The following is a 4,719-nucleotide window of genomic DNA, read 5'->3' on the forward strand; positions in this document are numbered from 1 at the left end:
TGATTCCGTATTCAGCAAGCGTTTGCACAACATCGGTACGGTCTTGAATCACGCCTGCGTTAATGCGTTGGGCAACGATTTTGTTTAAAAGTTCCTTTTTTTCAGGCTTGGTTTTACCTGAAAAATTGATTTCTACGGCCGCCAATCTTTGTGAATGTGTGTGGTGCGGTAGCTGTACATCAGCTTTTAAAATGGCGAGGTCGTCAGGCTTGGACCAGGTGTATTTTTCGTTTAAATAATCTCTGAGCTTATCGAAGTATTTTTCGTGTCCGGGCGGAGCAATATTTAATGACTTACCTGTTCCAAGATCGACACGCGGCACCAAAACATGCACATGCTTTGAACCATCCTGAGCTACGTGTAGCACGGCATTCATGTGATAGCGTGTCGGGTCTAAATCAGCAAAAGCATGTTTTTCGAATTGATCTAATGTTTCTTGAATCTGTGCATCCGTTGGATTGTCTTCTTTTGACCATGCGATTACTGCTGACGAATAGCGATAATCAAAATTTAGGCTTTCGACAATAGAAACAAAGGTTTTTGCATCGCCTCGTAAAGTTTGAATATCAGGACGTAAATCGCCCTTACTATCTTTTTCAGCAAGTAAATAGCCAACGGCTTTGCGTGGACAGCCTTTGCCGTGCTTAGTAAATTTAATGTGCATCGGTCACTAACTCCACGGCTTTGACTGCTCGGACTCTCGCATTCTCGATAGCAGTATCTGACATTGTTGTTTTTTTAATTTCACCGATCACGGCATGTATATCTTCTTGAATTGCTTGAAGCACTTGCAGACATTCGATAAAGCTAAATTCTTGAGTGAGATCCAACTCTTGTTGTCTGTCATTTTTAATTAGATTCAAGGCTCTAGCACACTGATTCAGATTTGTACCGACTCGACCAAGTTCCATCAATAATGCTGGGTCTACTTTTGGCGGTGCTCGGTGGTGCTTTTTTTGTTTAAGTGGAAATGTAGGTTTCAAATAGTGATCAGGCATTTCAACTAAATGAAATTCTGCACTAATCGCATTTTTGATTAGTCGATTATTGAAGTCACTAAACTGTAAGTTTCTTTTCTCAAGAAAATCATCAAGCTGATTTTTTTCATCAACTGTCAGACGTAGACGTTTAACTTCTGATTTCGGATTGATCTTTTTAAATTTTGTTAAGTCTTCATCATCCATTTTTACCACTCCCCTGCTTATGGTTTTGGATGGGGGTTTGGGGGCGAAGCCCTCAACAAGACTTCTGTGCTACAACTTTTCGGAACTGCGTAGCAGGGCTGAAAATTGTAGCTACAGAGTAGGCTTGCTTAATTACAATAGCATCTTGTTTTTGTGTATTCAATATTCGTAGAATGTTGAAGCACAAAACAAAGGCTATCTGTAATTATGCTGTCTGGTCGTTGCAAGATTGATGGACAATGCTTCGCACCGACAAAACTGATCTATGCACAAACACTATGCACAACTCCGCATAAATCAGAGATTTATACGTTGAGTTGCACACAGGTTTGATGCACAGGTTTTGTCTTTGCCCACAACCTCGCTAACTCCCTGCAATAATAATTTTTTAAAAACTTAATTAAGAAAATAAAAACCCCCCCCTCACGGGGGCTATTATCTGATTTAGGCTTATTTGGTCTACTCTAAAAGTCCATTTTTCTTTTGTCTGTAATACCAAGCTCGACTTATACCCAGTGCATCCCATGGCTTCAATGTACGCTCTGAATCATTCTTACAGCCACGTTTAGACTTCTTACCGCCTAAAGCCCCTTTGTATGCCTGACGCTGTATAAACTCTTGATAGTGATATGCGTCTTTTTTCCAACAATATCGGCTAATACTTTTTGCAATACTCTTTACCTCGTTGTACTGCATTGGCTCTGTAATGCCCTCGTTGAGCTTTAAACAGTGGTCTATAACTGCTTGTAGCCAGTTGTTATATGTTTTTCCTCTGTATTCTCTGACCGCTTTATACGCCCAAAATCTTGCAGTATGGAAAATATAACAATTGCGTCCAAGTCCTATTGCTTCGTGTTGCTTAGGTGGTTTTTTTGCTTCTTGCCAATCAATGTCTAATTTTGAAGATAGTTCATTCAGCGTATAAGGTTTTTTTCTAAGGCTGTACGTGCGCCATTGCTCGTGTATCGGGTTTTTACTGATTAAGCCTGAGTACCCTACATCAGCATTAAAAAGCTCACGTAAACGCAAATAAACGGCATTTGCGAGCATGATTGGCTTCTGTCTGCTTGCATCAGTTGTGTAAATGGGTGTTTTTAGCTCGAAAAAGGCGTGTAACCGTCCATTCTGAGGATTTTCAGCAACAAAGTTGGGCATTGGTACACCATCAAGCGAATATAAAATTTCACTCAATGCTGATTCGTAATCGAGATCAAGAACAAAGTAATGCTGATAGAAAGGGCTATTCGGCTGTATATATTTGAATGAGATAGCCGAATTTTTTGGACGGATTTTTAGACCAGTCGAAAGGTCATTTGTGCAATACGGTTTGGTCGGTAAATTACCGATAAAACTCGGAAATAGCTCAAGTTGAGGCTGTAATTTATTCATTTGTAACAGTAACTGCTTGCAAAGCTCGCAAACACTGCTAAAATTAAATCAAGTTTCAGGTGTTTTAATTTTAGTGTTTTCAAGCATTTATTAAAATTCCGAAGAAAAACAGGTTTGCCGACCTGTTTTTTTTCGCCTATAAAAAATGTACCACTGTTTTCAATAAAAGCATACTGCAGAAAAAACAGTGATTTAGAGACACTTTTTTTTCGAGTACAGCAATGTAAAACATTGCTACGCAGAAAAATAAAGGGTCATCTTCTACTTTTACGCTTGATCACGTTGAATGCTTGATTTAACTCAATCGGGTCATAGTTCAAGCTTTTACACAAAGTAAAAAAGTTTTGATTGTCCATTTTTTCATGACACCAATTTAGCTGTAACAGCCAATGTTTTTCTGCATTTAATTGTTCGTACACATCATGTAAATAAGACAAGTCTACATTTTCCATTTCAGAAAAAGTAAGCATTGCAGCATAAGCAACGTCACTGATTGATGATGTTTCAAAGTGCTCGCTAATATCTATTTTCATAATTTTTTCATCTCCTACATTGTGAATCCGTTGTCATTATTACGTTCAATAGCTTTTGTTTCAGGCTTCGCCTGAAATAACGGCTTAACTTCGTTTTCTTTTTTATCAAGATCATTTAAGCGATATTCGTTTGAAGTTCGTTCAAGTGAGAATGTCCGATTGAGCTTTTGTCGAGTGTCGTAATTCAGATGACAGCCTGATTTTTTCATATAATCAATAATGCGCTCATCATTGCGTATCATCTTGTTTACAATATCAATTTCATCTCTACTCAGCCCATTTGCATAATGTTGATAGTGTCCGATTTCTTGATATTTTGTTTCGATGTAATAAGCGACTTGCTCAATATTTCGATTTTTAAATGCTTCGTGCTGACGTTCTGACCAGACTGCAATACGCTCCGCAGTCGGTGAGCGATAACCATTGTTTTTGAAATATTGAGTTAATTCAGTACATGACTTGGGTTTAATCACAATATTACTGAGTTGTCGTGTAATTAAATCAATGTGTTTAGCTGTTCGATCAAGTTCTTGACTGAAAGTTCTAAGTTCTGCAACTTGTTGTTTAGCTCGCTTACGTTGATTTCGTTGTCTGTTGCTGTATTCAATGATGATACTGTCGAAAGTGCTTTCGTTAATTGCGATTGTGTGAGCTGTATATCGTCCAGCATCGGCTTTAGTTCTTGATTGATCTTGCTCTGCACTAATTTTTCGATGTTCGAGTTCTCCAGTACCTTGAGCAATTTCTCTTGCAAATGTTTTTGCGCTTGCATTGCGAATGTCTGTAAAGACTCGGACAAATCGAGTTTCGGCACTTGGTTCATCTGCTGAATTAGTGCTGTGTTGCGCTGTTCTAAGTGCTCGATGTACTTCTTCTGTTCGTTGATACAAGTCTGCTGTAGCTCGTTCTGTTTCTGTAGCAAGCTGACTTGCTGACTGATTAACTGCTGTAATTCGCTCATTTACTTCACCAATAAAATTATGATCAGAATTAGCAGTAACGCTGTGCATGATACTGACAAAATTAGACTGATTTTCTGCTGTTGTTGCTGTGTCTGTTGTTGCTCTAAGCTCTGAATTTTCATGCTTTCTGCTTGCTTCACTAGAGTCTGGACTTGATTCAATAGTTCTGTTGATTGGTGCGTCAGTTTCTGCACTGATTCTATTTTCTCTTGTGCGTTGTTGATCAAGTTCTGACAGCTCTGCTGTATTTCGTTGTCTATAAATTTCAATCGGGACCTGGTACTTGTCTGCAAAGAATCTAGCTCTTGATTCAGTTGCTCGTTGAAGTTTGTTATAGAGTTCATTAACTCGTTTTGCATCGACTTCATTTGCTCTTGATGCGCTTTGATCTGCTTCTGCTCTAGCTCGATTTTCTGCGTAAGCAGTGACATTGAATCCATCTTTATAAAACTCCCCTTCCATTTTTATGGCTGTCTTATCGCCTTGTAATTTGACTGAAATAGTATCTTTAGCGTTTCGTGTGATGATTCCGTATTCAGCAAGCGTTTGCACAACATCGGTACGGTCTTGAATCACGCCTGCGTTAATGCGTTGGGCAACGATTTTGTTTAAAAGTTCCTTTTTTTCAGGCTTGGTTTTACCTGAAAAATT

At 38.7% G+C, this 4,719-nt stretch carries 5 protein-coding genes; all 5 read right to left on the reverse strand.

The window, feature by feature from the left end; translation table 11 throughout:
• A partial coding sequence (locus FTU09_RS13445) for a relaxase/mobilization nuclease domain-containing protein (RefSeq protein ID WP_180080534.1) occupies positions 1-664 on the reverse strand: 664 nt, incomplete at its 3' end.
• Positions 654-1,184, reverse strand: coding sequence for a plasmid mobilization relaxosome protein MobC (locus FTU09_RS13450; protein ID WP_180080537.1), 531 nt, complete (start codon positions 1,182-1,184; stop codon positions 654-656). The genes FTU09_RS13445 and FTU09_RS13450, both read right to left, overlap by 11 nt.
• Before the next feature lie 459 nt (positions 1,185-1,643).
• Positions 1,644-2,573, reverse strand: coding sequence for a replication initiation protein (locus tag FTU09_RS13455; RefSeq protein WP_180080540.1), 930 nt, complete (start codon positions 2,571-2,573; stop codon positions 1,644-1,646).
• Between the two features lie 254 nt (positions 2,574-2,827).
• On the reverse strand, positions 2,828-3,106 hold the full coding sequence (locus FTU09_RS13460; protein WP_180042330.1) for a hypothetical protein: 279 nt from the start codon (positions 3,104-3,106) through the stop codon (positions 2,828-2,830).
• Positions 3,107-3,120: 14 nt separating this feature from the next.
• Positions 3,121-4,719 (reverse strand): hypothetical protein (locus FTU09_RS13465; protein ID WP_180080543.1); only part of this gene is annotated, 1,599 nt, incomplete at its 5' end.

Origin of the sequence: Acinetobacter sp. YH12058 (genome assembly GCF_013419805.1) — a bacterium.
Lineage (GTDB): Bacteria > Pseudomonadota > Gammaproteobacteria > Pseudomonadales > Moraxellaceae > Acinetobacter > Acinetobacter towneri.

Bases quoted from the DNA above. Each gene is read 5' to 3' on its own strand.
- FTU09_RS13460 (WP_180042330.1), bottom strand. From the start codon at position 3,106: ATGAAAATAGATATTAGCGAGCACTTTGAAACATCATCAATCAGTGAC.
- FTU09_RS13450 (WP_180080537.1), bottom strand. From the start codon at position 1,184: ATGGATGATGAAGACTTAACAAAATTTAAAAAGATCAATCCGAAATCA.
- FTU09_RS13455 (WP_180080540.1), bottom strand. From the start codon at position 2,573: ATGAATAAATTACAGCCTCAACTTGAGCTATTTCCGAGTTTTATCGGT.